This window comes from Nocardia aurantia (assembly GCF_009604425.1).
In the GTDB taxonomy this organism is placed as follows: Bacteria; Actinomycetota; Actinomycetes; order Mycobacteriales; family Mycobacteriaceae; genus Nocardia; species Nocardia aurantia.
In genome coordinates this window covers 50,159-76,757 of sequence record NZ_WEGI01000019.1, presented here as the reverse complement: position 1 = coordinate 76,757, position 26,599 = coordinate 50,159, and the positions used below count along the sequence as shown (strand labels likewise).

16 protein-coding genes and 2 pseudogenes are annotated in these 26,599 nt (G+C 70.6%); 7 read left to right on the top strand and 11 right to left on the bottom strand.

The annotated features are described in order from the left end of the window. Positions 1-90: 90 nt before the first annotated feature. The 5 genes from NRB56_RS35140 to NRB56_RS40350 all read right to left on the bottom strand — a co-directional run bounded on the left by NRB56_RS35140 (position 91) and on the right by NRB56_RS40350 (position 4,701). Positions 91-552: an OsmC family protein gene (locus NRB56_RS35140; protein WP_153348674.1), complete on the bottom strand. Its 462-nt coding sequence runs from the start codon at positions 550-552 to the stop codon at positions 91-93. Beyond that, the gene (locus tag NRB56_RS35135; protein ID WP_153348673.1) at positions 549-1,913 is read right to left on the bottom strand and encodes an LLM class flavin-dependent oxidoreductase; all 1,365 of its coding nucleotides are present in this window, start codon (positions 1,911-1,913) and stop codon (positions 549-551) included. The genes NRB56_RS35140 and NRB56_RS35135 overlap by 4 nt, the downstream gene beginning before the upstream one ends. A gap of 13 nt (positions 1,914-1,926) precedes the next feature. Further along, entirely contained in the window at positions 1,927-3,012 is a 1,086-nt protein-coding gene (locus tag NRB56_RS35130; protein ID WP_153348672.1) for an ABC transporter substrate-binding protein, read from the bottom strand. Between the two features lie 121 nt (positions 3,013-3,133). Next, positions 3,134-3,859, bottom strand: coding sequence for an ABC transporter ATP-binding protein (locus tag NRB56_RS35125; RefSeq protein WP_153348671.1), 726 nt, complete (start codon positions 3,857-3,859; stop codon positions 3,134-3,136). Then, positions 3,856-4,701, bottom strand: a complete 846-nt coding sequence (locus NRB56_RS40350) for an ABC transporter permease subunit (RefSeq protein WP_319943985.1) — start codon at positions 4,699-4,701, stop codon at positions 3,856-3,858. Before NRB56_RS40350 ends, NRB56_RS35125 begins: the two co-directional genes overlap by 4 nt. Before the next feature lie 194 nt (positions 4,702-4,895). On the opposite strand from NRB56_RS40350, the gene NRB56_RS35115 reads away from it, so the two are divergent. Together NRB56_RS35115 and NRB56_RS35110 are read left to right on the top strand one after the other, a co-directional pair. After that, entirely contained in the window at positions 4,896-5,519 is a 624-nt protein-coding gene (locus tag NRB56_RS35115; RefSeq protein WP_153348670.1) for a GntR family transcriptional regulator, read from the top strand. A gap of 139 nt (positions 5,520-5,658) precedes the next feature. After that, positions 5,659-5,976 carry a hypothetical protein gene (locus NRB56_RS35110; protein ID WP_153348669.1) on the top strand — a complete coding sequence of 106 codons (318 nt, stop codon included), beginning with the start codon at positions 5,659-5,661 and terminating at the stop codon, positions 5,974-5,976. Between the two features lie 58 nt (positions 5,977-6,034). Here the strand turns inward: NRB56_RS35110 and NRB56_RS35105 are convergent, their stop codons facing one another. The 5 genes and pseudogenes from NRB56_RS35105 to NRB56_RS35080 all read right to left on the bottom strand — a co-directional run bounded on the left by NRB56_RS35105 (position 6,035) and on the right by NRB56_RS35080 (position 17,207). Next, positions 6,035-10,792 (bottom strand): SbcC/MukB-like Walker B domain-containing protein, encoded by a 4,758-nt coding sequence (locus tag NRB56_RS35105; RefSeq protein WP_319943984.1) that lies wholly within the window; start codon positions 10,790-10,792, stop codon positions 6,035-6,037. A 646-nt stretch (positions 10,793-11,438) separates the two neighbouring features. Continuing rightward, a pseudogene (locus tag NRB56_RS35095) lies at positions 11,439-12,704 on the bottom strand (TIGR02678 family protein); the annotation flags it as partial. A 614-nt stretch (positions 12,705-13,318) separates the two neighbouring features. Then, positions 13,319-14,836: pseudogene (locus NRB56_RS35090) on the bottom strand (TIGR02677 family protein); the annotation flags it as partial. Positions 14,837-15,175: 339 nt separating this feature from the next. Beyond that, positions 15,176-15,949 (bottom strand): DUF2127 domain-containing protein, encoded by a 774-nt coding sequence (locus NRB56_RS35085; protein WP_153348668.1) that lies wholly within the window; start codon positions 15,947-15,949, stop codon positions 15,176-15,178. A 25-nt stretch (positions 15,950-15,974) separates the two neighbouring features. Then, entirely contained in the window at positions 15,975-17,207 is a 1,233-nt protein-coding gene (locus tag NRB56_RS35080) for a helix-turn-helix domain-containing protein (protein ID WP_319943983.1), read from the bottom strand. A 157-nt stretch (positions 17,208-17,364) separates the two neighbouring features. Here NRB56_RS35080 and NRB56_RS35075 point away from each other — a divergent pair, with 157 nt between their 5' ends. Beyond that, a complete protein-coding gene (locus NRB56_RS35075; RefSeq protein WP_319943982.1) occupies positions 17,365-17,670 on the top strand; it encodes a hypothetical protein in 306 nt (101 codons plus the stop codon). A gap of 7 nt (positions 17,671-17,677) precedes the next feature. Here the strand turns inward: NRB56_RS35075 and NRB56_RS35070 are convergent, their stop codons facing one another. Beyond that, positions 17,678-18,562: a PAC2 family protein gene (locus NRB56_RS35070; RefSeq protein ID WP_319943981.1), complete on the bottom strand. Its 885-nt coding sequence runs from the start codon at positions 18,560-18,562 to the stop codon at positions 17,678-17,680. 208 nt (positions 18,563-18,770) lie between these two features. Between NRB56_RS35070 and metH the strand changes: the two genes are divergently transcribed. The 4 genes from metH (at position 18,771) to NRB56_RS35050 (ending at position 26,596) form a co-directional block, all read left to right on the top strand. Continuing rightward, a complete protein-coding gene (gene metH / locus NRB56_RS35065; protein ID WP_153348666.1) occupies positions 18,771-22,367 on the top strand; it encodes a methionine synthase in 3,597 nt (1,198 codons plus the stop codon). A 355-nt stretch (positions 22,368-22,722) separates the two neighbouring features. Then, positions 22,723-24,369 (top strand): serine/threonine-protein kinase, encoded by a 1,647-nt coding sequence (locus NRB56_RS39940; RefSeq protein ID WP_153348665.1) that lies wholly within the window; start codon positions 22,723-22,725, stop codon positions 24,367-24,369. 437 nt (positions 24,370-24,806) lie between these two features. Beyond that, positions 24,807-25,484: an HAD family hydrolase gene (locus NRB56_RS35055; protein WP_406603573.1), complete on the top strand. Its 678-nt coding sequence runs from the start codon at positions 24,807-24,809 to the stop codon at positions 25,482-25,484. Between the two features lie 227 nt (positions 25,485-25,711). Beyond that, positions 25,712-26,596, top strand: coding sequence for a HalD/BesD family halogenase (locus tag NRB56_RS35050; RefSeq protein WP_153348664.1), 885 nt, complete (start codon positions 25,712-25,714; stop codon positions 26,594-26,596). The last annotated feature ends 3 nt before the right edge of the window (positions 26,597-26,599 follow it).

The following is a 26,599-nucleotide window of genomic DNA, read 5'->3' as shown; positions in this document are numbered from 1 at the left end:
CGTTACCCGAGAAGTTCGGCGTTGTGTTGTCGACGACCTTGCGACAAGTTGCCGCTGTGGCGGCCTGACACGCCCACGCGATCTACCGGTTCAGTCCGCGAACACCGTGAGTTCGATTCCGCCGCCGCGTAATACGGTGTTGTAGATCGGGCAGGTCGCGCGGTAGTGCTCGGCGAGTTTCTCGGCGGTGGGGCGGTCGACGCCGCTGATGTGCACCGTCATCCGGGTGTGGTCGTAGCGGGTCGGGTCCTCGATGTCGCGGGCGTGGGTGGCGCTCGCTCGTACGCCGGTGACCGGCAGACCCGTTGTGGCGGCGTTGTTCTCGATGTTCGCCAGGGCGCAGGACACCAGGGCTCCGAGCAGCAGTTCGCCCGCCCGGATGGATTCGCCCGTGCCGAAACGGGAGTCGGTGACGAGGTGGTTGGTGCGGGCGTCGAGGACGAATCGGCCCGCGACACCGGTGATCGTGTGGCCGGTCACCCGGGCCGAGTTCTCCGCCGACGCCGGGGCGGGGGCGTCGGTGACCCGGGGTCCGTCCGGGATGTCGTTCATGACAGCACCTTTCGCGCGGTGGGGACGCGGTGGGTCCATTCGCCGGATTCCGGGCGGGACAGGCCGAGGTGGTCGCGGAGGGTGTTGCCGGTGTATTCGGTGCGGAACAGGCCGCGGCGCTGTAGTTCCGGGACCACCTGGCGGGTGAAGTCCTCGAATCCGCCGGGCTGGTAGGGGGCCTGGACGGTGAAGCCGTCGCAGGCCTTGCCGGTGAACCATTGCTCTAGGCCGTCGGCGACCTCGGCGGCCGTGCCGACGAAGCCGCCCTCGACGCGGCCGCCGTACTGTTTGCCGAGCTGGCGCAGGGTCAGGCCGTCGCGTTCGGTGATCTCCCGGACCTCGCGGTAGTGGCCCTCGACACCGGGCACCTCCACATCCGGAAGCCGCTCGTCCAGCGGGAACGTCGACAGGTCCACGTCCAGGTGGTAGGCGAGGGTGGACAGGCCGCCCAAGGGCGGCACCAGCTCGAACAGCTCGTCGTGCAGCTGACGCGCGACGGCGGTGGTGGGGCCGATGATCGGGGTGATCGAGGGCAGGATCTTGATCTGCCGCGGGTCGCGGCCGTGGGTTGCCGCCCGCTCCTTGATCTCGGCGTAGAACGCCTGCGCCGACTCCAGTGACGCGTGGCTGCAGAAGATCACATCGGACCAGCGCGCCGCGAAATCCTTGCCCTTCGCCGAGGCGCCGGCCTGGATCAGCACCGGATAGCCCTGCGGGGGGCGCGGAACGTTCAACGGTCCACGGACGGTGAAGAATTCGCCGGCGTGGTCCACGGCGTGGACCCGCCGCGGGTCGGCGAACAGCGGCTCCTCGGCGTCCAGGACCAGCGCGTCGTCGTCCCAGCTGTCCCAGAGCTTTCCGGCCACCTCGAGGAATTCGTCGGCCCGCTCGTACCGCAGTTCGCGAGGGAACTGACTGTCCCGGTTGAAGTTCCGGGCCTCGGCCGCCTGGAACGAGGTGACGATGTTCCAGGCCGCCCGGCCGCCGGTGAGATGGTCCAGCGTGGCGAAGGAGCGGGCCACGGTGTACGGCTGCGCGTAGGTGGTCGACACGGTGGCGGCCAGCCCCAGCCGGTCGGTGACCGCGCCCATGGTGGCGAGCACGTGCAGGGGGTCCAGGCGCAGGGAGCCGAGTGCCCCGTTGCGCAGCTGGGTGTCGGTGCTGCCGCCGAAACGGTCGGGTACGGAAAGGATGTCGGCGAAGAACGCCAGATCGAAGCGGCCGGCCTCCAGGGTGCGGGCGATGTTCTGGTAGTAGCTCTGGTTCAGCCAGCCGGGCACCGAACCCGGATAACGCCAGCCGCCCGGCCGGCCCGGCCCCGCGGTGACGAACGCGGCGAGATGCATCTGTGAATCGGACATGATGGGACGCAACCTATTTCGCTAGTTCCGCGTCGACGACGCGCTTGATCGAATCGAATCGGGAATCCCGTAGCCAGGTGGTCACGTCCACCTTCTCCGGATAGACGCCGAGCCGGTGGAAGTTGTCGGCCAGGTCCTGGGTACCGGCGATGGCGTCGTGACCGACCGAGGTGAACTGTCCCGCACCGGAATACGACAGCCGCTTGGATTTCACCAGATCCCGGTACACGTCGGCCTCGAGTTGGTTGTCGCCGAACCCGCCGAGTTTCGTGAACGCCGCGACCGAGGCGTCCGGATCGGATTCGATCCAGCGCTGCGCGTCCCGGACGTTGCGGACCAGGGTGGCGGCCTGCTGCGGATGGTTGTTCGCGAACGACTCGCTCGCGACGAAGAAGGCGTAATCGTAGGTGCGGACACCGGGCAGGGTCGCCGCGTTGTGGCGGCGGCGGGCCAGTTCGGCGGTGGGCTGCCAGGTGATCCAGGCGTCCACCTTGCCCTGCGCGAACGCGGACTCGGCGTCGGCGGCGGTGAGGTTCGCGTACTGAATGTCGCCGATGGTCAGGCCCACGGAATCGAGATATTTGATGAGGCTGTACGTTCCGGTGGTGCCGCGCTGATCGGCGACGCGGCGGCCCTTCAGATCGGCGGCCGACCTGATCGGCGAACCCTGCGGCACCAGGATCTCGACCTCGTCGGCGGGCAACGGGTATGCCACCAGCGGCACGATCGGCACCCCGCCGCCGATGGCGTAGATGACGGCGGTCGCGGTGGCGAACGAGAAGTCGACACTGCGCGCCTTGATCGCCTCCATCACCGGCAGCGAGGCGGGGAAGCCCGTCGGCCATTCCAGTTGCACGCCACCGAGTTCCGCGCCGAGGTCGACGCCGTTCAGCTTGTTCCGCAGCACCGTGCCGGGCTCGGCGCGGCCGTCGCCGATCAGGGCGTACCGCACCCGGGTCAGCGGCCCGCTGTCCTTCGAGCCGGATCCGGACCCGGAACCGTTGCCGCAGCCCGCGAGCGCGAGGGCGGACAGCCCCAGCAGTCCGGCGCCGGCGGCGACGAATCCGCGCCGGCTGAGCGGGCGGGGAGTTGGTGACATCGTGGGTACCTTTCGATCGGGGACACCCGCGCGATGCGCGGATGCCGAGTTGCCCGTGGCCGGGCGTCCTCGAAGTACGTTGGTGGGCAACAGTGTTCGAATTCGGTGTGCGCCGGCGGACTCAGCCGCGCAGGGCGCGATCCGCGGCGAGCAGGCCGTCGAGGAGCTCGGCCTTGTGGGCGGCGAGTTCGGGATCGCCGTGCGACCGCGGCCGCGGCCGGTCGATGCGCAGGTCGCGGGTGATGCCCTCGCTGGTCAGCAGCAGGACCCGGTCGGAGAGGATCAGCGCCTCCTCGACGTCGTGGGTGACGAGCACGACGGTGCGCGGCTGTTCGGCGAGCAGGCGTTCGAGCAACTGCTGCATGGTGACCCGGGTGACGGCGTCCAGCGCGCCGAACGGCTCGTCGAGCAGCAGCACGTCGGGCCGGTGCAGCAGCGCGCGGGCCAGCGCCACCCGCTGCCGTTGTCCGCCGGACAGTTCCAGCGGCCAATCCCGTTCCCGCCCGGCCAATCCCACCGCCTCGAGCAGTTCCGTCGCGCGATCGCGGCGGCCGCGCACACCGAGCTGGACGTTCTGCAGGACGGTCCGCCACGGCAGCAGCCGATCTTCCTGGAACATCATGCGGCACAGCGGGTCCCGGTCGCCGGTCGCGCGCACCCGGCCGGTGGTGGGGCGTTCCAGCCCGGCCAGCAGTCGCAACAGGGTCGACTTGCCGACGCCGCTGGGACCGAGCACGGTGACGAATTCGCCCGGCGCGATGGTGAGATCGAGCCCGTGCAGGATCGTGGTGTCGCGGTAGCGGTGGCCGACCCCGGCCAGCTCCAGGCCCACCGGTGTGCCGGTCATCGTCCGATGTCCTTCCGGTAGTTGACATTCCAGCGCAGCACCCGGCGTTCCAGCAGCCGGACCAGCTGGTCGGCGATCAGTCCGGCCAGGGCGTACAGCAGGATGGCGAGCACGATGCGGTCGTTGCGCAGCAGATCGCGGCCGTTCTGGGCGAGGTAGCCGATGCCGTCGCTGGTGGCGATGGTCTCGCCGACGACGAGCGTCAGCCAGGCCACGCCGAGCGCGTAGCGGATGCCGGTGAGGATCATAGGCATCGCGCCGGGCACCACGATCTCGCGGATCAGCCCCGGGGTCCGCAGGCCGTAGGATCGGCCGAGCTGCACCAGTTTCGGGTCGACGGCCCGGATTCCCGCGACGGTGTTGAGGTACACCGGGAACAGCACGCCGACGGCCACCAGCACGATCTTGGGCAGTTCCCCGATGCCGAACGCGGCGATCAGCAACGGCACCACCGCCAGATGCGGGACGGCGCGCAACATCTGGACGCTCCGGTCCACCAGCGCCTCGGCGATCCGGGACAACCCGACCGCGAAGCCCAGCACCAGCCCGATCGCGGCGCCGATCCCGAAACCGATCGCGACCCGCCGGACGCTGGCCAGCAGATAGCGGGGGAGTTCCCCGTCGCTCCACAGCGAGCGCGCGGTGGCGAGCACCTTGCTCGGCGGCGGCAGGATCGTCGCGTCGACGGCGCCGGTGGTGGCCGCCCACTGCCAGGCGAGCACCAGCACGACCGGCACCACCCAGGGCAGCAGCGCGGTGACGGGCCCCGCGACGATCGGAAGCCGGCGCCCGGCCCGGATGCCACCGGATCGCGGGGTGGCCGTGGTGCGGGTCTCAGACACGGCGTCGCGCCCTCGTCCGACCAGGTGGTGTTCGCATGATTCTCCTCGCTCGCCGATGTGCGAGAGGAATGCTGGCACCACTGCACGCAGATGTCGCCATTTGTATACAGCGAGATTCGAACCCTTGGCGCCGGTCCGCACGGACTGGTAATCGTTGCCGGGTGCCCGGACACGAAGAAGGGGAAGATGGGTCGATGCACCAGGAATCGTCGCCGTACAAGCAGTTGCGCGACCGGATCACCGGCCGGGCGTATCCGCCTGGCGCCCTGCTTATTCCGGCGACCGTCGGCGTCGAGCTCGGTGTCTCGCGCACTCCGGTGCGGGAGGCGCTGCACCGGCTCGAATACGAGGGGCTGGTGGTCCAGGCGTCGCGCGGCTATCGCGTCCGGGAACGGACCGGCGAGGAACTGCTGGAGATCTACGACGCGCGCATCGCGCTGGAATCCGCGGTGGCGTTCTCCGCCGCGACCCGCCGCTCCGAGATCGACCTGGCCCGGCTGTCGCGGATGTTCGACGACGCCCTTGCCACCACGGACCCGGAAACCGCGCTCGGCCTGCATCGTACCTGGCACCACGCCCTGCGCGAGGCCGCGCACAACGGCACCATCGGGGAGCTGATGGACCGCCTCGACGCGCAGATGGCGCCCTTCGAGGCCGACCGGGTCCGCGCCCCCGACAACCTCGCGCTGATCGAGATCGAGCACCGCGAGATCCTGGCGGCGGTGGTCGCCGGCGAGGCCGAGCGGGCCCGCACCGCGATGATCGCCCACCAGGTCCGCACCCGCGACCTCCGCATCGCCGCCATGGCGGCGCGGTAGGACCGACACGCCGCGATCGAGTGTCATTCTCGGACTTGCCGGGGCGGGGTCGCCGAAATCGCGATCGAACAGGGTAGAACTTACCGCCGTGCTTCACCGGATCCACACAGTCGTCTGCTGTCACCGAAGGGAGCAATACATGTTCGCAAAGAGGGCGATTCGCCTCCTCACCCTGGTCGCGGCGAGTGCCGCGCTGACCTCCGTCGGCGTCGCGTCGGCCGACGCCGACTGGGCCACGGACGCGCGGGTCTCGTGCGTCCAGCAGAACTGGCCCACCGTCAAGGCCAAGTACGACCCGCTGCTGAACCAGGCCTCGCCGGCCGACCGGCAGATGCTCCAGAGCTTCATCGGGCCGGACGGGATGCTGATCGACGAGCCCAGTGCCGATCAGATCCGCGACGCCGCCGCTCGTATTCCGTCGAACGCGTTGGACACGGTTTTCGCCGGTATCTGCTAGCGCTCATCGTGGTCGGGGCCGGGCCGGATCATCCGGCCCGGCCCCGGCCGCGTTTCGGCTACGGTGCGAGCTCCAGCGCCTCGTCGAAGGTGATGCCGCCCTCGACGGCGTGCGCGACGCGGCGGCGGTTGGGGGAGCCGAGCGCCGTGGTGAGGTCGGAGCCGTCGTGTTCGGCCAGTAGGTCCCGCGAATCCCACACCAGCAGAGTCGCACTGACCGTGTTCTCGGCGGCGGAGTGGGCCAGGTCGTAGTGCGCGCAGGCGGGCACGTGATCGTAGGTGATCCACAGGTCGTAGCCGGTCATGAACAGGTCCAGGTCGAAATCCACCGACAGGCCCAGCAATTCGCTGCGACCGTTGTCGTCGACGCCCGCGAACGCCTCGTCCAGCGCCAGCAGGCGGGGGGCCTGCGGGTCGGCGGAGTCCAGCATCACGTGCGCGGCCGCGAACAGCGGAAGATGCAGCGACACCGACTGTTCGCCACCGGACAGCGCGCTGTGCCGGGCCACGGTGAGCCGGTCCTCGGTGCCGTCGGCGGTGATCAGGGTGAAGGCGAACACCCGCCAGGCGCGGTAATCCAGTGTGGTGGCGAGGATCTCGGGATACGACCGCTCGGGGTGGGCGGCGCGCGCGGTCCGGATCTCCGCCGCGAAATGGGCTCGGACGGTGGCCAGATCGTCGGGGGAGAGGTCCGCGGTGTCGCGGTCCAGCAGTTTGCACACCGCCCGCGCGGACTCCGACAGGGTATCCGCCAGCACCCAGTGCACGCCGATGGTGTTGCCGGACGACATCCGGCGCTGCTTCATCTCCGCGCCCATCCGGGCGATGAGTTGCCTTGCGTCGCCGGTGCGTTCGTGGATCTGCTGCGCCAGTCCGGACAGCAGGGCGTCCTCGAGGATGCGGCGCTCGGCATCGGTGAGCAGCAGTTCCTGATCGGAGCGGGCGGCGGCGATCCGCTCGGCGAAATCGGCGAGCGCGGCCGCGCCCTGATCGTCGTGCACCTGTACCACGGTCAGCCCGTCCGCGGCGTCCCACTGCAACCGGTAGTCCTGTCCCGCGGCGGCGAGCGCCGCGTCGAACTCCTGCAGCGCGGCGGTCACCGCGCTGCGGGTGGATTTGCGGATCGCCTCCCCGGCCCGCACCGAAGACGTTGCGGCGGAAAGGCTGTCGAACAGCTGCTGCACCTCCTCGGGCAGCACCCGTGCTTGCGCGTGCGGACCGCCGGTCTCGATCCGGTACAGCAACTGCTCCGGCGTGGACCAGGCGCCCTCGGCGGCCGGCCAGCGCCCGGCCCCGGCGCCCAGCAGCGACAACAGATCCGGGCGCGCGTACGGGGCCAGCGCCTTCACATCGGCGAGCAACTCGGTGAGCGCGGTGCGCAGCGCGTCGTGCGCCGCCCGGTAGGCGCCCTCCGCGGTGCCGACGCCCTCGATCGCGTCGGAGGCCGCCTTGCGAGCCGACTTCTGTTCCGCGCGTGCGGCATCGATACGTTCGCGGGCCAGCTCCAGTTCGCGGTCGATATCGGCGGCCCCGGCGCCGAGCGCGTCCCGCAGCATTTCCAGCTTGCGCAGCTGTTCCTGATAACCGCTCCGCGCGGCCTCGGCCTCCTCAGCGAACGCCTCGGCCAGATCCCGGGATTCGGCGAGGCGGTCGTCGGCCTCGCGGCGTCGTTCGGCCTCGCGCTGCTGATCACCACGCAACCGCAGCAGGGTGGTGCCGGTGTTCTCGAAATGCCGGATCGCGGCGGCGAGGGCGTCGAGCGCGGCCGGATCGCGCGGCGCGCGATGGGTGGCCGCCACCGTCCGCGCCTTCTTCTCGGCGGCCGTGTGCTCGGCGACGGCGTGGTCGAGGTCGCGCTCGGCCTGCGCTGCGGTCTCGGTCCGCGACCGCAGCACACCCGCGGCCTCGGCGACGGCCCGCTGCGCGGCGAATACGGCGGTGGCGCGTGGTAATGCCTTGGCGGCGGCGGAGATTCGCGCCAGCTCGGCGGTCGCGGCCTGCTCGGCGGCGCGCGCCTGCCGCTCGGCGGCGGCTGCCGTCTCGACGGCCGTGGCGAGTTCGTCGAGCCGTGCCGCGCGGCGTCGCGCTCGCGCGGTGGCGCCGATGAATTCGGCCTGCGCCTTGGTGTGCCGGCCGAGCTGCACACCCTGCCGGTAGCGGCCGTCAGTGCCGATCACCACCGGATCCGTGTTGCCACCGGTGTTCTCGGCGTCGAACGGATCCTTCGCCGATCCGGCGGTGGGACCTTTCGCTCCGCCGGATGCGCTGTCGCTGCGCGGGCCGTGACCCGTCACCGCAGGCGACGCGCTTACCGAGGCCGTGCCGGTGCCGTCGGCCGACGGGGTCGGGCCGCCGGCCGCCACGGATTCGGCCGCGGGGACGGCGGACATGCCGAGCGCGGCGCGGCCTCGGTCCGACGTGGCGGATCCGCCGGTGCGCCGATCATCCGAGGCGGACTCGTCCAGCGCGATGGACGACAGCACAGCGGCGATGAAACCCTTTGACACGGAACGGATATCGGCACCGATAGATCCGTACTGGGCGCAGGTTCCGGAGCCCGTCTCGGCGGTGCCGGCCGGGTGAATACCGCCGACTGCGGTCCCGGTCCCGTTGCCGCTCCCGGCACCGGTCTCGGTCCCGTTGCCGTTGCCGGTCTCGGTCCCGTTGCCGGTCCCGGTCCCGTTGCCGTTGCCTGTGCCGAGATTGCCGGCATCCCCGCCGCTCGCGGCGGAAACCGTTTGCGGGGTGCGCGGCCCGGCTGTCGTGGCGCGGACGTCATGGCCACCCGCGGCGGTCGCGCTACCGGCACGATCGCGATCGTTACGGTCGCTGACGTCGTCGTCCACGACCAGAACGTCGGCGAGAGTGCGGCCGGTCGGGCGCAGGTGCGGGGGGAGCGGCCGGAGGAACTGATCGGATTCGTGTGCGGGCAATAGAGTGTGGTCGCACAGCCAGGCGTCGAGCAGGTTGGCGGCCTGCAACGCCGCCTCGATGCCGGTCGACTGTTCGGCGGTGACGTGGTCGGCGAAGCGCACCAGCTGCCACAGCGGGGCACCGGGACGGCCGCTGCGGTCGTCGGTCCTTGCCACGAAAGGTGTTGGCGCGTCGTCCTTCTCGGCCGCCACGCGCTGCTGCTCGGCGCGCAGTTCGGCAAGGTGACCGGCAGCCTGCACGGCGGCGGTGCGGGCCTGTTCGCGGCGGCCGCGGATGGCGTCGGTCAGCGGTTCGGTGTGATCGGCCAGCACCTCGGCGGGGGTTGGGCCGTCGTGTCCCTCGGCCTGGGCGGCATCGAGGGCGGGGAGCAGGTCGGTGGCGTCGGGCCCGAACACCTCTCGATGCGTGTTCCACCACTCGCGCAGTGCCGCAGCGGTATTCGCGCGAGCGAGGGTGACGCCCGCCTCGGCCTCGGCGAGGGCCGCGGACGCGGTGTCGCGCTGGTCGGCGGCGCGCTGGGCGGCGCGTTCGGCGCGGGAACGATCGGTCTCGGCGGCATCGACCAGCACGAGAGCCTGCCGCACGGCGCGCACATCCGCGTCGCGCTCCTCGGCGTGGCTGCGCACGGTGACCGTGAGTTGTTCCGCGCGTGCGGTTTCCGGGACCGCGGACCAGTCGATGCCGGCCTCCTCGGCGGTGGCCCGCAACTCGTCCTCGCCGCGGTTGCGGGCCGCGGCCGCGGCCTCCAGGGCGGTGCGGGCGTGATCCGCCTCGCCCGCACGCTGTTCCACGACCTGCCGGGCCTTGGTGGCCTTGTCCCGGTGCACCGCGGCCGAGGTCTCCAACCGGCGCACCGCGTCGGCCAGGTCGTCGAGCTGCTGTTTCCCTTCGTAGGCGCTGGATCGCTGTAGCGTCTCGCGATCGGACAGGGCCTGCTCGTATCCGCGGTCGGCCTCCTCGGCCCGGGTCTCCGCGGCCGTGCGCTCGGTCTCGCGGCGCTCCCGCAGTGCCGTCGCCGCGAACAGCGCGGTACCGGCCTGGGTGACCGCCTCCAGCCGGGTCCCGACCTGATCCACATCGGACTTCGCCTGCACCGCAAGGTATTTACGGTAGACGCCGACGAAGGCGCGGGTGGCGGTGTCGGCCTGGACCAGTCCCTCGAGGGTGCGCCCGACCTCCTCCATATCGCTGAACGAGCGCGCCGCGTCGAGGATCAGCTGATCGTCGAGCGGCCGCAGTCCGTCGGTGAGCGCCTGCGACAGGCCGCGCGGGTCGAGATTCTTCGCCAGCTGCGGACGGCGCAGCGTGAGAATGAGATTGATGAGCTGGTCGTAGCGTTGCAGCCCCAGCCCGAACATCCGAGCGTCGATGGCGGCACGGTAATCCAGCGGCCGGTCCACGATGGCGTCCGTGCCGACCTGCTCGGCGAGCTGTTTGCGGGTCAGTGGCCGGTCGTCGGCGCCGATCAGCGAGAAGTCCACGCCCACCCGGCCGTCGGCGACGAAGTACCAGCGCGTCACCTTGTCCGAGGACTTCGTCGCGCGCATGCCGATGCCGACGGTCACCACCTCGGGGTCGTCCCAGTCGCCGCGCGCGAACTCCATCCACACGTACGAGTACGCCGAATCCTGCTTGCGATACAGCAGATTCGACTTCATCGTGCGTTCCTCGCCGGCGAACGGATTGAGCCGGCGCGGTTCGATGCGGCCGTCGAACACGAAGGGGAACAACACCTCGAGCCCCTTGGTCTTGCCGGACCCGTTGGGCCCCCGCAACACCAGCCGCCCGTCGGCGAAACAGAACTCCTGGTCCCGATAGTCCCAGAGATTGACGATGCCCGCCCGGGTCGGGACGAACCGCACACCACCGTGGATGAGGCTCACCGGCCACCTGTCCCTTCCGTGTTCTGTCGGTACGTCGAGCCGATCGGTATTCGCCGGTCGCGGAATGCCGCACGCGGTCGGGCGCGGTGACGCTGGGTGCTCCGTGACCGGAGCCGGTGCCCGGACCCGCCCGCGTCGCCGATCACGACCGGCCTCCCGCGTCGGCGTGCTCACCGAGTTTCGTCGCGGAGGCGAACAATTCGGACTGTGCGCGAGTGCGCACCGTCACGATCGCCCCCCGGTAGCGGGCGAGCGCGGGCAGGATCAGCAATCCGGCCTCATCGGCCGGGGGCCGCGCGGTGTCTCCGGAATGTGGTCCGCCGCCGGAGGTGTCGGCATCTCCGGCGGCCCGCGTCTCGGCGGTCGCGGTGTCCGCCGCCGCTCCGGTCTGCGGTGTGCCTCCTGTGCTGGCCGCTGCTTCGGTCCGAGGTGTGTCTGCTGTGCTGGCCGCTGCTCCGGTCGGTGGTGTGTCTGCTGTGCTGCCCGCTGCTCCGGTCGGTGGTGTGTCTGCTGTGCTGCCCGCCGCTCCGGCCGGTGGTGTGCCTCCTGTGCTGGCCGCTGCTCCGGCGGACGGTTGGCTGTTCTGGTCCAGGACCGACTTCCCGGTTTTGGCGGTCGGCGGTCCGGACGTGCCCTCTGCGGGTCCGACCGCCCGGACCAGGCGGAGTCGTTGCAGCAGCCCGACGGCCTCGGTGGTCAGCGCCGGCACGTCGGCCTGCCATTGCGCCGCGAAGGTGGAACCGTAGCGGTCGGTCAGCGCCTGGACGGTCTCGCGGATCCAGGTCCAGGTGAGGAACGGATGCTCCGGAACCTGCGGCTGTGGTCCGTCGCCGAGCGAATCATCGTCGTCCGCAACGGTTTCGACCGCCATTGCCAAGGGTTCGAAGACCGTGGCGGCCGGGATCGCGGCGTCGAGCCGGTCGGCCAACTCGGTGGGCGCCGCGGGCAGTGGTCGTCGCGGCACCGGATTGTCGATGTCGAGCACGCGATCCGCGATCTCGCCCACCAGCAGCAGGGCCACCTGGGCGAGCGTCCCGGTGCCGGGGAAACGGACGTCCGACAATCGTCCCGAGGTGTCGATCAGCGCGACGCCCTCGGCGCGGCGTTCCGCCCGCAGCCCGGTGAGCAGTTCGACCTCCGCGACCAGCTTCTCCGAGCCGAGGAGGATCTGCTCGTCGGCGGCGAGTTCCTCGGCGTACACGACGGGCAGCTCCACCAGTGCCCGCCGCACCCTGCGCGCGGCCGCCGCCCGCGTCTGGGCGACGGAAACCGTTGCGCCACTGTCGCTCCCACCGTCGGCGAGCAGCCCGTGCACACTCTGCAAGTGTTGCAACGCCCGTGGCGGCCGGAAGATCGCGAACACCACCGAACGGTCGATGTCGTACAACGCCTCCCCGGCCTCCGGGTCCGCCGCCCAGCCACCGGCGTCGCCGTCGGCGAGGGTCAGCGCGCCCCGGGTGGACAGCCAGGCGACCGCGTCGACGAAGGCGTCCCGGTCGGCGGCGCGCTCGGTGGACAACTCCAGACCGTCCACCCGCGTCGCGTAGGCGGCGACCTGATCGGCCAACTCCGACAACGTGATCTGATCCCCGGCGCGACCCAGCGAGGCGAGTGCCAAGGCCAGGTACGCGTAGCGCCGCCGATCGAAGACCCGCTCGGCGGGTGTGCGCGCGGGCCGCCCGGCGTCGAGCCGATCGATCACCGGGAACAGTCGCGCGGTGGTCTCGGTGACCTCCAGCCGATACCCGAACAGTTCGGCGAGATCCTCCCGCAATTCGGTGGCCCACCGCCGAATCAGCGGCAGCGCAATACGATCCGGGAACGTCCGGGTCACCAGATGGTTGGCCAGGACCACCCGCGCGGCGCGCTGATACGAGTCCAGCGCCAGCGGCGCGATACTCCGGGCATGCATCACGGCCGCCCCACCGCCGGGCTCGATCCGGACGACCCCACCGCCGGGCTCGATCCGGACGACCCCGCCGACCCGTCCGGGGCCGAGCGTGCTGCCGCATCCGGCCCCGGCCTATCCGATGCGCGCGCGCCGGTGCCCGCTGCCGAACCACGCTTCGGATCGTCGACCGCACCGGGAGCAGCGTGTTCGGCCGCGCGCGGCACAGGCTGTGCTACGGCGGGCGACCCGGGTTGTACGGCCGCGTGTGGGTCGGGTTGTACGGCCGTGCGTGGGTCGGGTTGTACGGCCGTGCGTGGGTCGGGTTGTACGGCCGTGCGTGGGTCGGGCTGTACCGCCGCGTGTGGCTCGGACTGTACTGCCGTGCGTGGGTCGGGTTGTGTGGCTGGGTGCTGCTGGGGCTGTGCCGCCGCCGTGCGTGGCTCGGGCCTGGCTGTGCCGGTCCGTCCGGGGTGTGTTGTGGTGGACGGATGGGAATGTTTTGCCGCCCTGAGTGACCCGGCACGGTTCGGGGTGGCGGACGCGGGATGTTTCGATGCGCGCGCATCCGGACTTGTGGCGGTGCGCGGGCGAGGGGATCCGGGTGGGGCGGAATCCTTTGCGGCGCGCGAATTCTCGCGCACCTCCAGGCGTCGGTTGTTGAGGTACAGGAGGCCGCGCGACGTCCGCACCACTGTCGAACCGGGATGCTCGGAGACCGTCAGCGTGACCCCACTCTCGGAGCCGGTGGTGCCGACCCGGCCACTGACGGGCACCCAGGCCGTCGAGGCCGCGTCCAGCAGGCGCAGTAGCACTTCGGTCTCGCGCTCGTCGAGCGCGCGCTCGTGCACGTCGGCGGAGGCCAGCGAGCGGGCGGCGGCGGCGCGGTCCCGCTGAGCCTCGAGCTGGGCCTGCCGCAGTCGGCGAATTCCGGCGTCGTTGCGCTGGATTCGGGACGGTGCGCCCGGCGAGGGCGGTCGCCCGGTCTCCGCCAGGGTGCGGGCGATCTCCAACGGTGGTGCGTCCCACCAGGATCGGATGGGCGGGATCACGTCGGCGTCGGGATGTTCCATCGCGAGGTGCCGCGGGCGGCCCAGTCCGAACACCGCGTCGAACAGGGCGTGCGCGCTGTCGACCGTGGGTGCGGCGGTGAACCAGCCCGCGAGGTGCCGCAGCGCGGATTCCCGGCTGACGCCGCCCTTGCGGGTCTCGGTGACCCTCCGCAGCAGCGACAGCACGGCAGCGATCGCGCTCATCGTCGCCTCCCGCAGCCGTTCGGCCTCGGTGCCGCCGTGCGCGTCGGCACCGGTCTCGGCGGCCGCGACGAACCAGGCGCGCAGGCCCTGCCAGCGGGCGCGCCAATCCTGTTCCCGCTCGGCCACACTCAGCAGGACCCGTTCGTCGGTGGCGCCGGCGCGGGCGATCATCTCCGCGACCCCGGTCTGCTCCACCTCGGCGATGGCGGCGGCCAGCCGCGGCGCGTACCGGGCCAGATCCATGCTGAACTCGCGCATGTGCGCCAGCAGCGCATCCTTGTGCGCGAGAAAGGATTCCGGGGTCGCCTCGGTGGTGCGGACCAGATCGCCGAGGGTGAGGTAGAAGTGCGCGGCGCGGTCGGCCAGTTCCGACAGCGCGGTGTCGAGCCGGGCCAGGATCCGGTAAACCCGTTCGGCGTCACCGGTCCGGTTGGCCTCGGCCAGCGCCCGCAGATCGGCGAGCAGTTCGGGCAGCACGAGCCGCGACAGCGCCGCCTCGTCCGCCCGCGCGCCGAGCACGTCGGCCACTGCCCGGTAGGCCTGATAACCGGTCTGTGAGAACTGATAGACGTAGTGCCGGTTGCGATATTCGGCCAGCGTCGCGGCGCGGGTGCCGTCGTAACTGCGTTCCAGCACACCCCACTGGTGCAACTGTTCCAGCAGCGGCCCCACCTCGGTCGCGGTGAGCCGTGGCGCATCCGGGAACCCGGTCAGGGTCTCCGCGACGTCGCTGGCGTGCAGCAGCACCACATACGCGGCCCGCGCGTGATCGAACGCCCGCAGCACCCACAGGTATTCGCCACGCTTCTCCGCCACCGCGAAGGAGAACAGCCGCAGCCGATCCCCGCCATCGATCGCTGCCGCGACGCCACGACCCGCGACACCGGTGGCGTCGAACAGGCCGGGCGCCCCGGGCAGCAATCCTCCAGCGGACTCGGTCACCGGGTCGAGAGTAGTACCGCCGCCGCGGGTGCCGTCGCCGTACCCGGGCTCGGCGTGCCGTCGGTGATCCTGTCCGGCGATGCCGGGTGATCACGTCCGGCCACACTGGGTGATCGCGTCCGGCGACGCTGGGTGATCGCGTCCGGCGACGCTGGGTGATCGCGTCCGGCCACGCCGAGTGATCATGTCCGGCCACGCTGGGTGATCACGTCCGGCCAGGCTGGGTGATCATGTCCGGCCTCGCCGGGCAGCCCGGTCCGGCCTCGCCGCGGTGAGCGGCTGCGCCCCGCCGGGCGGTCAGGCCCCGTCCTCGCCGGGAGCGGCCAGTGCGGCGCGCTCGACGGTGAGCAGGCTCTCCTCGCTGTGTTCGGCGTGATAGGCCCGCCCGCCGCCGTTGATGCCGAACAGTCGCTTGGACCACAACAACCACACCACCGCGGCCACGTTGATCAGCAGCGCGCCGGCCCGCACCACGGTGATCCGCTCGGTCAGCTCGTAGATCTCGAAGGGCAGGAACAGCGCGGTCGCGACCACCGCGAAGTACTCGCCCCAGCGTTGCACCAGCCACAGTCCGACGGCCTCGATCAGTTCGATCGCCGCGTATGCGAGCAACCCCACCGCGATCAGCGTGAGGGTGGTCGGCGACAGCTGCCAGCCCTTCTCGATGAAGTGCACGATCTTCGAATTGTCCGGGTTCCAGCCGATCTGGTCGGCCAGCGGGCGGATCAGCGGCATCTCCCGATCGAACGCCGCGCGCAACTGCGATTGTGAGTTACGGACCTTGTACACGCCGAAAGCGAGTGCGACGAAGACCAATCCGCGCAGCACCCGTTCGACGGCGAGCAGCCGCATGATGAACCGGTCCCGCAGCAGCCGCCCGCGCGGCACCTCCGGGGCGGCGTCGGCCGGGCCGCGGTGCCGCGGTTCGCCGACCACGAAGTCGCCACAGCGCAGGCAGCGCCAGGCCTCGCCGGCGGGTGTCGAAACGTGCAGGCGCGCGGCCAGTTCCGTCTCGTCGGGCGCGTACGTGGCGTGCCCCCGCCACGAGCAGGTACGCAGACTGAAATCCATTCGTCGCACCTTAATGGTCGACGGGTCAGGACGGGGACAGTGACCGCAGCCGATCCAGATAGGAACGGGTGCGGGGGTCGCCGGGATACCGGCCGATCATCTCGCGGGCCGTCTCGCCGGCGATCCACAGCAGCGAGGGCAGCGAGCGGCGGTGACCGGCGAAGGCCCGCAACGCCTCGTGCAGCGCCCGTTCCAGATCGCCGTCGCGCACCGCCACGGTCGCGAGCGTCAGCTGGGCCTCCGCGACCCGCATCGGGCTGCGGACCGTGCCGTCGGGTGTGGTGGCGGACCGGATCACCCGGCGCGCATACGCTTCCGCGCGCCGGTCGTCGCCCGCCACCCGGAAACAGTCCATCGCATAGAAATCCAGCTTGTGCGGATCGACCACGAAGTGATTGTCCAGATTTGCCGGATGGTCCAATTGCTGTAGGATTGCCCGACTTTCGGACAGCGCCGCCTCCATCCGGCCGTGGTCGCCGAGCCGCGCCCACGCCTTCGCCTGCTGGGCGGACAGCTGGACGGCGACACCGAGTCGCTGGGTACTTGCCGCGACGCCGTCGACGGCCTCGATCGCGCCCCGGTAATTGCCTTGGGTGAGTGCGAACCACGCGGCCATCTCCGCACCCCAGCCGACGATTTCGACGTGCTCCGCCTCGTGTCCGAGCGACATCGCGGCGCGGCGGGTGGCCTCCGCGGCGGCCCGGCGGCCCAGGTCGTAGTCGAGGCAGCCGACCAGCAGCGCCACCCAGCCCGCGAGCACCAGCACCTCGCGATGCTGCGCCAGCGTGAGCCGGCCGTCCAGCAGCGAGGTGATGCGGCGCAGCCAGGCCGTGCCCTCCGCGTGCAGTGCGGCCGCGTCGCCGCAGGGATATTCGCAGCACAACCGTTCGGCGGTGATCCGCAGCGCGTCCAGGGTGGCGCCGCACACGTCCGACATCCGCAGGCGCCCCACGAATTCCAGCGTGTCCATCCCCGTGGACGCGAGCAGTTCGTCGTCCCGGTTGGGCCGCGCCTTCGGGAAGAACGCGGTGGTCACGGTGTCGAAGCTGGCGGCGATGATCGGTGCGTAGAACTCGTCCGGCCGGGACTCGCCGGACTCCCAGCGTCGCCAATTCCGCAGCAGCGTACTGTCTGTCGGCAGATTGTGGGTGGACTTGGCGCGCATCGCCCGGACGGCGTCGGCCTGCGACCAGCCGCGGGCCTCGCGTTCGGAGCGCATTCGCACCGCCCAGACGGGGCGTTCGTCACCAGCGGCCATATCTTCTAGTATCCCATCAGCAAACGCCGCATGGTCCGGGATAGGGCAATCCGATGTCACCGACATGACATCTGCACGGGCATTCCGGAGCGGTGGATCCTCGAAGTGAACGGTTTGCTGTGTCCGATGCTGTCTCCCAAATCGCATGGAGGTTCGGGTGGAAGCGTTGATCTACGGGTACCTGCGTGACGACCTGGCCGAGGGCCGGCTCGGTGAGCTCGAGGACGCCATGTGCGATCTCGCCCGGGCCGCCGGTCTGTGCTTCGCCGTCACGTTCCACGAATCCGAGCCCGGTGACGGCACCGCCTTCGCGGAGCTGACCGCAGAGCTGAAACGCGCCGAGGCGCACCACGTGGTGGTGCCGTCACTGGAACACCTTGCGGGACAGACCATCCCACGGGATCTGCTGATCGCCAAACTGGCTCAGGAGGCCGCCGCGCAGGTCTGGACGGTGCAGTGCTGAGACCGGATCAGAGTGCGAAACCTCCCGGGCCGCCGCGGCGGCGCAGGTACTTCTCGAATTCGGCGGCGATCGCGTCGCCGTCGATCTTCGCCATCGCCTCGTTGAGGTCGACCTGGTCGCCGCGCTCCTCGAGGGAGCGCACGTACTCGGTGACCTCCTCGTCGCCGGCGGTCATCTCGTCGACCGCCTTCTCCCACTCCTCGGCCTGGGTGGGCAGCTCGCCGAGCGGGACCTCGATGTCGAGCACGTCCTCCACCTTGTGCAGCAGCGCGATGGTGGCCTTCGGATTCGGCGGCTGCGAGACGTAGTGCGGCACCGCCGCCCAGAACGAGATGGACGGCACGCCCCCGCGCACGCACGCGTCCTGCAGGACCCCGGTGATCCCGGTCGGGCCCTCGTAGCGGGTCTGCTCGATGCTGAACTGCTCGGCCGCCTCCTTGTTGTAGGCGGTGCCGGTGACCGGGACGGGCCGGGTGTGCGGGGTGTCGGCGAGCAGTGCGCCGAGGATGACGACGGTGGTGACGCCGAGCTGATCGACCAGTTCCAGGATGTCGTTGCAGAAGCTGCGCCACCGCATGTTCGGCTCGATGCCGTGCAGCAGCACCACGTCCCGGTTGCTGCCCGGTGGCGAGCAGACCGACAAGGTCGTGGACGGCCACTGGATCTCACGTGTGACGCCGTCGACCTGACGAACCGTCGGGCGGTTCACCTGGTAGTCGTAGTAGTCCTCGGAGTCCAGCTCGGCGAGCGGTTCCGCGTCCCAGATCAGCTCCAGATGCTCGACGGCACCGCTGGCGGCGTCGGCGGCATCGTTCCAGCCCTCGAAGGCAGCGACCAGGACGGGATCACGCAACGTCGGCAGATCCGGATCGGGTGATGCACTGGCGTTCACCCGGTCAGCCTACGGTGTGGTGGCAGTTCCTTTCACCGCATATCGCCGATGCAGGCCGTGTGCTGGTCCGATTGCGTCGTTCCGGTCGGCGTGTCAGTGATTGCCGGACGGCGGTGGTTCCGCGACCGGGTTGTGGCGCAGCTCACGACCGGCCCCGGGAGTGTGTGCGAGACGGCGGATTGTCGGCGGTCCCCTCTACTCTTTAAGCATGCCTGTGCCCTCCCACGCCGCGTCCGGGACGCCGCCGACGTTCGATACCACGTTGTTCGACACGCTCGCCCGGCGTGTGCTGATCGGTGACGGCGCCATGGGCACCATGCTGCAGGCGGCGGACCTGTCCCTGGACGATTTCCTGGGGCTGGAGGGCTGCAACGAGATCCTCAACGAGACCCGGCCGGACGTGTTGCGCGGCATCCACCGCGCGTATTTCGAGGCCGGCGCCGACGCGGTCGAGACCAACACCTTCGGCTGCAACCTGCCGAATCTGGCCGACTACGGCATCTCCGACCGCATTCGGGATCTGTCCGAGCGCGGCACCCGGCTGGCCCGCGAGGTGGCCGACGAGATGGGCCCGTCCGCCGACGGCACCCCGCGCTACGTGCTGGGCTCGATGGGTCCGGGCACCAAGCTGCCGACCCTCGGCCACGCGCCCTTCGCCGCGCTGCGCGACGCCTACGCCGAGGCGGCGCTCGGCATGCTGGAAGGGGGCGCCGACGCCGTCCTCATCGAAACCTGCCAGGACCTGCTGCAGCTGAAGGCGGCGGTGATCGGCAGCCGCCGGGCCATGGCACGCGCGGGCCGGCGCATCCCGATCATCACCCATGTCACCGTCGAGACCACCGGCACCATGCTGGTCGGCAGCGAGATCGGCGCGGCGCTCACCGCGGTCGAGCCGCTCGGTGTCGACATGATCGGCCTGAACTGCGCCACCGGCCCCGAGGAGATGAGCGAGCACCTGCGGCACCTGTCCAAGCACGCGCAGCTGCCGGTGTCGGTCATGCCGAACGCGGGCCTGCCGGTGCTCGGCCCGAACGGCGCGGAGTACCCGCTGGGCCCGGCGGAGCTGGCGGCGGCGCTGCGCGGCTTCGTCACCGAATTCGGGCTGGCGCTGGTCGGCGGGTGCTGCGGCACCACCCCCGAGCACATCCGGCAGGTGGCCGAGGCGGTCGCCGAGGTGCAGCCGGCGCGGCGCGCCCCGCGGCACGAGCCGAGCGTGTCCTCGATGTACACCGCGGTGCCGTTCGAGCAGGATGCGTCGATCATGATGATCGGCGAGCGCACGAATGCCAACGGCTCCAAGGCCTTCCGCGACGCGATGCTCGCGGGCGACTGGCAGAAGTGCCTCGACATCGCCAAGGACCAGACCCGCGACGGCGCGCACATGCTCGATCTGTGCGTCGACTACGTCGGCCGCGACGGCGCCGCCGACATGTCCGAGCTCGCCTCCCGGCTGGCCACGGCCTCCACACTGCCGATCATGCTCGACTCCACCGAGGCGCCGGTGCTGCGCGCCGGGCTCGAGCATCTGGGCGGGCGGTGCGCGGTCAACTCGGTCAACTACGAGGACGGCGACGGCCCGGAGTCCCGCTTCCAGCAGACCATGCGGCTGGTCGCCGAGCACGGCGCCGCGGTGGTCGCGCTGACCATCGACGAGGAGGGTCAGGCCCGCACCGCCGAGAAGAAGGTCGAGATCGCCGAGCGGCTGATCGCCGACATCACCGGCAACTGGGGGCTGGCGGAGTCCGACATCATCGTCGACTGCCTCACCTTCACCCTCGGCACCGGGCAGGAGGAGTCCCGCCGCGACGGCATCGAAACCATCGAGGGCATCCGGCAACTCAAGCTCCGGCATCCGGAAGTGCAGACCACACTGGGACTTTCGAACATCTCCTTCGGCCTGAACCCGGCCGCGCGGCAGGTGCTGAACTCGGTGTTCATGCACGAGTGTGTGCAGGCCGGGCTGGATTCGGCGATCGTGCACGCCTCGAAGATCCTGCCGATGAGCCGCATCCCCGAGGACCAGCGGGAGACCGCGCTCGATCTGGTGTACGACCGCCGCCGCGAGGGCTACGACCCGTTGCAGACGCTGATGTCCATGTTCGAGGGCGTGTCCGCGGCCTCGGCGAAGGCGTCGCGGGCCGACGAGCTGGCGGCGCTGCCGCTGTTCGAGCGGCTGGAGCGCCGCATCGTCGACGGTGAGCGCAACGGTCTCGACGCCGATCTCGAGGCGGCGATGGAGACGGTGCCGCCGCTGCAGATCATCAACGAGACCCTGCTGTCGGGTATGAAGACCGTCGGCGAGCTGTTCGGTTCCGGGCAGATGCAGTTGCCGTTCGTGTTGCAGTCCGCCGAGGTGATGAAGACCGCGGTCGCCTATCTGGAACCGCACATGGAGTCCACCGACGACGCGGGCAAGGGCCGCATCGTGCTCGCGACCGTCAAGGGCGACGTGCACGACATCGGCAAGAACCTGGTCGACATCATCCTGTCCAACAACGGCTACGAGGTCGTGAATCTCGGTATCAAACAACCGATCACGGCGATCCTGGACGCCGCCACCGACAAGAAGGCCGATGTCATCGGCATGTCCGGCCTGCTGGTCAAGTCGACGGTGGTCATGAAGGAGAACCTCCAGGAGATGAACTCGCGCGGGGTCGCGGAGAAGTTCCCGGTGCTGCTCGGCGGCGCCGCGCTGACCCGCGCCTACGTCGAGAACGATCTCACCGATGTGTACGAGGGCGAGGTCAATTACGCGCGCGACGCGTTCGAGGGCCTGCGCCTGATGGACGAGATCATGACCCGCAAGCGCGGCGGCGGCCTCGATCCGGACAGCCCGGAGGCGCTCGCGGCCCGGTCCAAGGCCGCCGAGCGCAAGGCCCGGCACGAGCGCTCGCAGCGCATCGCCGAGGAGCGCAAGGCCGCCGAGGTGCCGGTGGAGGTGCCGGCCCGGTCCGATGTGGCCGCCGACCTGCCGGTTCCGGTGCCGCCGTTCTGGGGCACCCGGGTGGTGAAGGGGCTCGCGGTGCCGGAGTATTCCGGACTGCTCGACGAGCGCGCGTTGTTCCTGGGCCAGTGGGGCCTGCGCGGGCAGCGCGGCGGCGAGGGCCCGAGCTACGAGGAGCTGGTCGAGACCGAGGGCCGTCCCCGGCTGCGGTACTGGCTGGACCGGTTGTCCACCGAGGGGGTGCTGCAGCACGCCGCCGTGGTCTACGGGTACTTCCCGGCCGTGTCCGAGGGCGACGAGGTGATCGTGCTGGCGGAGCCGAATCCGGCTGCGGCGGAACGGTATCGGTTCACCTTCCCGCGGCAGCAGCGGGACCGGTTCCTGTGCATCGCCGATTTCATCCGCTCCCGCGAGCGCGCGATCGAGACCGGTCAGGTGGACGTGTGGCCGTTCCAGCTGGTCACCATGGGGCAACCCATCGCCGACTTCGCCAATCAGCTGTTCGCGGACAACAATTATCGCGACTATCTGGAAGTACACGGCATCGGTGTGCAGCTCACCGAGGCGCTCGCGGAATACTGGCATCGCCGCGTCCGCGAAGAACTGGTGCTGGAGGGTCATACGATCGCCGAGGACGATCCGTCCGATGTCCAGGAGTACTTCAAGCTCGGATACCGCGGCGCCCGTTTCTCGTTCGGTTACGGCGCCTGTCCCGATCTGGACGACCGGGCGAAACTCGTCGCACTGCTGCAGGCGGATCGGATCGGCGTGACGCTCTCCGAGGAACTGCAGCTGCATCCGGAGCAGTCCACGGACGCCTTCGTCCTGCTGCATCCGGAAGCGAAGTATTTCAGCGCCTGACCTCGCGCTACGGTACTCGCGCCTGCCGCATCGCCGGCGGGCGCGGGTGTCGCGGCGCGGTCCCGGGTGATTCGGTCCCGGATTCGGGTACCTCTGGGCCACAAGGGCGTTCCGGCGTCGTCGTGGAATGGCGGTGGCGTATCTGTGAAATCGAGCTCCGGTCACCCGCGGCGATGTCGCGGAAATGTGGCGGGAACGGCGAATTACATAGCGCGACAGGCATTGTCGGGTATCCCCGGGACGGGCCGGTAAGGTGATCACCGGACGTACCGCGTAAGATTTTCAGAGTGTTTCCGGGCTTTCACGCAGCAGTGGTAGGTGGCTCGGCGTGTGAGGCCAGGAGAGGTTCGACAGCATGACGGCAGACCGGCTGATCGCGGGGCGGTATCGCCTGGGCGACCCCATCGGCACCGGCGCTATGGGCGTGGTGTGGCGGGCCGACGACGTCCGGTTGCGGCGCACCGTCGCGGTGAAGCAGTTGCTCCTCAACCCGGGGCTGACCCGGGTGCAGGCCATGGAGGCCAAACTGCGCGCGATGCGCGAGGGCCGGATCGCGGCCCGGCTGCATCATCCCAACGCGGTGACCGTCTTCGACGTCGCGGAGGAGGACGGCCAGCCGTGGCTGGTCATGGAATACGTCGACGCGCCGAGTCTGGCGGCCGTGATGCGCGACAGCGGCCCGCTGGATCCCCGGCGGGTGGCGCGCATCGGCGCGCAGGTCGCCGACGCGCTGGCCGCCGCGCACGACGCGGGCATCGTGCATCGTGACGTGAAGCCCGCCAACGTGCTGGTCACCGACAACGGCACCGCGAAGATCACCGATTTCGGCATCTCCCGCGCGGTCGGCGACGTCACGGTCACGTCGACCGGCTTCCTGGCCGGCACCCCGGCGTACCTGGCGCCCGAGATCGCCCGTGGTGAGGATTCCTCGCCGAGTTCGGATGTGTTCGCGCTCGGTTCCACCCTCTATGCCGCGGTCGAGGGCGCGCCGCCGTTCGGCGAGGGCGAGAATCCGCTGGCCACGCTGCACGCGGTGGCCCGCGCCGACGTGCCCACGCCTACCCGCGCCGGCGCGCTGGGCCCGGTGCTGATGCGCCTGCTGGCCTCGGAGCCGGCCGAGCGCCCGGGCATGCGCGAGGTGCAGGAGGCCCTGGCCGCGGTCGCGGAGGGCCGTGAGCCGGAGCTCGCCGAGGCGGAGACGAAGGTGATCGCGGCGCCCGCGCCCGCACCCGTGGTGTCCCCGACCACCGTGCTGCCCTCGCACGAGGTGCTCCCGGTCGAAACGCCCATGCTCGCGCCGGCGCCGCAACCGCCGGCCCCGCGGCCGAAGCGGGAGCCGGCCGATCGGCAGCGACTGCTGGTCCTGGTCGCCTCGGGCGTCACGCTGGTGCTGGTGATCATCGCCGTGATCGTGCTGGCGACCTCCGGCGGCAAGAAGGGGGAGAACACGGCGGCCACCATTCCGCCGGGCGCCTCGTCCGCTCCGGCGGCCGCATCGGCATCCGAAACCGGTGCGGCACAACCGACGTCGGCCCCGGCCGCACCCTCGTCCGGCGCCGCCGCACCCTCGTCCGGCGCCTTGCCGCCCACCGCCCTGCCGCCCGGAAGCGCTCCGCCGCCCGGCGCGACCACGCCACCCGCGACACCGACACCGAGCCCCCTGGCCTCCACGACGTTCACCCCGGCCGCGCCGGCCGCCCAGCCCGCCAGCGTGACCGCGTTCGTCTCCGGCTACTACGGCATGCTGCCGGGCAACATCGACGGCGCCTGGTCGCAGCTGTCGCCGGCGTATCAGGGGCAGACCGGCGGCTACCAGGCGTACCAGAAGTTCTGGTCCGGGATCAGCGCGGTGCGGGTGGGTTCGGTGACGCCCAACGGCCCGGACGGCGCGGTCGCGAACCTGACCTACACCCTGCGCAACGGCTCCACCTCCAGTGAGAGCCGCTGGTTCAAGGTCGACTCGTCCAGCGGCCGGATGCTCATCACCGCGTCCGGGGTCTGAGCCGAGCGGCTCACCGGCCGCAGGTCGCGCGGCGGTAGGCCCGGTGTCGGGAAGCCCGCGACCAGGTCGGGCCTGCACGGCTGGTGTCCGGGCACGCACGCCCGGTTTCTGGAGGCCCTCGATCATGCGGGTGATCACCGCTGTCTCCGGCGTTCCGGTCCGTACCTGCGCCCCTGGCCGGTACGGCCGGTGCGCCCACTTCCCGTTCTGGACAGACGCGGCTGGCGTTCGGTCCTTCGGGGCCGACGTTCCGGTCGGTACGGCCGGTGCTCGGTCCCGGTATGCCCGCAACTCGGCCTGGCACGGCCGGCGGCGCGGCGCGCCGGATGAGCGGCCGATATGCTGGCCGCGGGCCGTTCCCTTCGGACCGTGGCAGGTCGCGGAGCGGCTCGTCTCTCGGCCGGCGAGGGGTGTCCGGCCCGTAATCGTGACGAAAGGTGCGCTCGGTGACGCTGGCCGGTGTCCTGTGGGACATGGACGGGACGCTGCTGGATTCGGAGAAGATCTGGGACGTCGGCGTCCGGGAACTGGCCGTCGAACTGGGCGGCACGATGTCCGACGAACTCCGGCACGCCCTGATCGGGGCCTCCGGTCCCAACGCGCTGCGCATCGTCTTCGAGGGCCTCGGGCTGGAGCAGCGCCCGGAGGCCGTGGCCGCGGCGGGGCGGTGGTTGCAGCGGCGGGTCACCGAGCTGTTCGCGGGCCCGGTGCCCTGGCGGCCGGGCGCCCGGGAGGCGCTCGCCGCGGTGCGCGCGGCCGGCATCCCGGCCGCGCTGGTCACCAACACCCAGCGCCCGGTCGCGGAGCTGTGCCTGGACACCGTGGGCCGGCACTGGTTCGACGCCACCGTCTGCGGTGACGAAGTGCCGGAAGGGAAACCGGCGCCCGACCCCTATCTGCGGGCCGCCGAACTGCTCGGCGTCCCGCCGGAACACTGTGTCGCCATTGAGGATTCGCCCACCGGTGCGCAGTCGGCCGGTGCCGCCGGCTGCCGGGTCCTGGTGGTGCCGTGCGAGATCGCCGTGCCGTCCGCGCCCGGCCGGGTGTTCCGGGAATCGCTGGTCGGGCTGACTGTGGCGGAATTGCACGCCGTGCTTGCCGTACCGGTGTCCTGACCTCGCTCCGCCGCAGGGCGGAGCGATCGTGTAAAGAATTGCCACCCGATACTGTCCAGGCTGTACAGCAGATCCGGCGAATGCCGTGCCGAACCGATATGCGCCACCGTGACACCGGACAACCCGTCGGTTTGTGACTGTTCACGAGGATCGCCGGAACGCCGGGCGAGTTGTCCCGTACGCGGTAAGAATGAAGGGGACCGGGCAGTCTGCGGAGGTGGCGGCGAATGACCGAAGGCCGTGGGGGAGAGCGGGTCTCGGATGATCTCGGGCAACTGGTCGATCTCGACCGGTATCCGATCGACGAAACGGGCAGTGCGGCAAGGGAATCGGTGGTCGATCGGGTACGCGCCGAGCTGGCCGCCGACGGTTGCAGCGTGCTGCGGGGTTTCGTCCGGCCGAGTCTCGGCGCGCGATTGCGCGCCGAGGGAAACGATCTGGCGCCCTTCGCGTATCACACCGTCGAGCGGGTCAACGCCTACAACATCCCGCTGGACACCGAACTGCCCGCGGGGCATCCCGGCCGGATCGTGATGGACCGCGGCAACGCGTTCGTGGCCCGCGATCGGATCCCGGCCGGGGCGTCGATTCAGGTGCTGTACACCGATTCCCGATTCCGCGGTTTCGTCGCCGACTGCTTCGGCCGGCCGGCGCTGTACGAGTACGCCGATCCGCTGGCGGGCCTGTGCCTGAACGTGGTCGGTCCCGGCCTGTCCCATCCGTGGCACTACGACACCAACGAATTCACCGTCAGCATGCTGACCCAGCCGCCCGAGGACGGCGGACTCTTCGAATACTGCCCGAACATCCGCACCCCGGAGGCGGAGAATTTCGACGACGTGCGGGCGGTTCTCACCGGCGGGGGCGATCATCTCGTCCGCCGTCTCGCCCTGCGGCCCGGCGACCTACAACTGTTCCGCGGCCGCTTCTCCCTGCATCGGGTATCTCCGGTCGCGGGAAACACCCCGCGGCACACCGCGATCTTCGCCTACAGCGAGCATCCCGGTGTCATCGGCAGCGTGGAACGCACCCGGCAGTTGTTCGGGCGGGTGCTGCCGGACCACGTGGCCGCGGCCGGCCGATCCGCACGCGGCGACCGACTCCTCGACTGACAA